General features: G+C 77.0%; 1 protein-coding gene and 1 pseudogene. Both read left to right on the top strand.

Features of this window, described 5'->3' with window-relative positions; all coding sequences use genetic code 11:
- Positions 1-348 (top strand): FMN-binding protein (locus HUW36_RS33965; RefSeq protein WP_174531711.1); only part of this gene is annotated, 348 nt, incomplete at its 5' end.
- A 5-nt stretch (positions 349-353) separates the two neighbouring features.
- Positions 354-560 (top strand): annotated as a pseudogene (locus HUW36_RS33960) (FAD:protein FMN transferase); the annotation flags it as partial.

The raw sequence follows: 560 nt of genomic DNA, 5'->3' as shown, positions 1-560 counted from the left end.
GGCGGCGCCACCGGGTCGGCCCCGCCCGACGGCGCCGCGACCGGCGGCAGCGGCACGACCGACGGCAGCAGCGGCACGGCCACCGGGTCGGTGGCGCAGACCCGGTGGGGGCCGGTTCAGGTACGGATCACCGTCTCCGGCGGGAAGATCACCGACGTGGTCGCCGTCCAGGTGCCCGACGGCAACCACCGGGACCAGGAGATCAACGACTACGCGGTGCCGATCCTGCGGCAGGAGGCCCTGGCGGCGCAGAGCGCGCGGATCGACACCGTCTCCGGGGCCACCGTCACCAGCGACGGCTACCGGGAGTCGCTCCAGTCCGCCATCGACGCGGCGCACCTGCGGTGACCGCGGTGACCGGGGCGGACCGGCGGGCCTGGGTGGAGCAGGTGATGGGGCTGCCGGTCAGCGTGCACCTGCGCGGCCCCCGGGTGCGCACCGAGGCGGTGGTGCGGCGGGTGGACCGGGTCTTCGCCGAACTGCGCCGGGCCGACGCGGTGTTCAGCACGTACCGGCCGGACAGCGAGCTGGGCCGCCTCGGCGGCGCGCCGCCCGACCCG

The organism is Micromonospora maritima (assembly GCF_902825405.1).
GTDB lineage: Bacteria > Actinomycetota > Actinomycetes > Mycobacteriales > Micromonosporaceae > Micromonospora > Micromonospora maritima.
The sequence above is the reverse complement of the archived record's forward strand: the minus strand, read 5'-3'. Positions and strand labels throughout refer to the sequence as shown.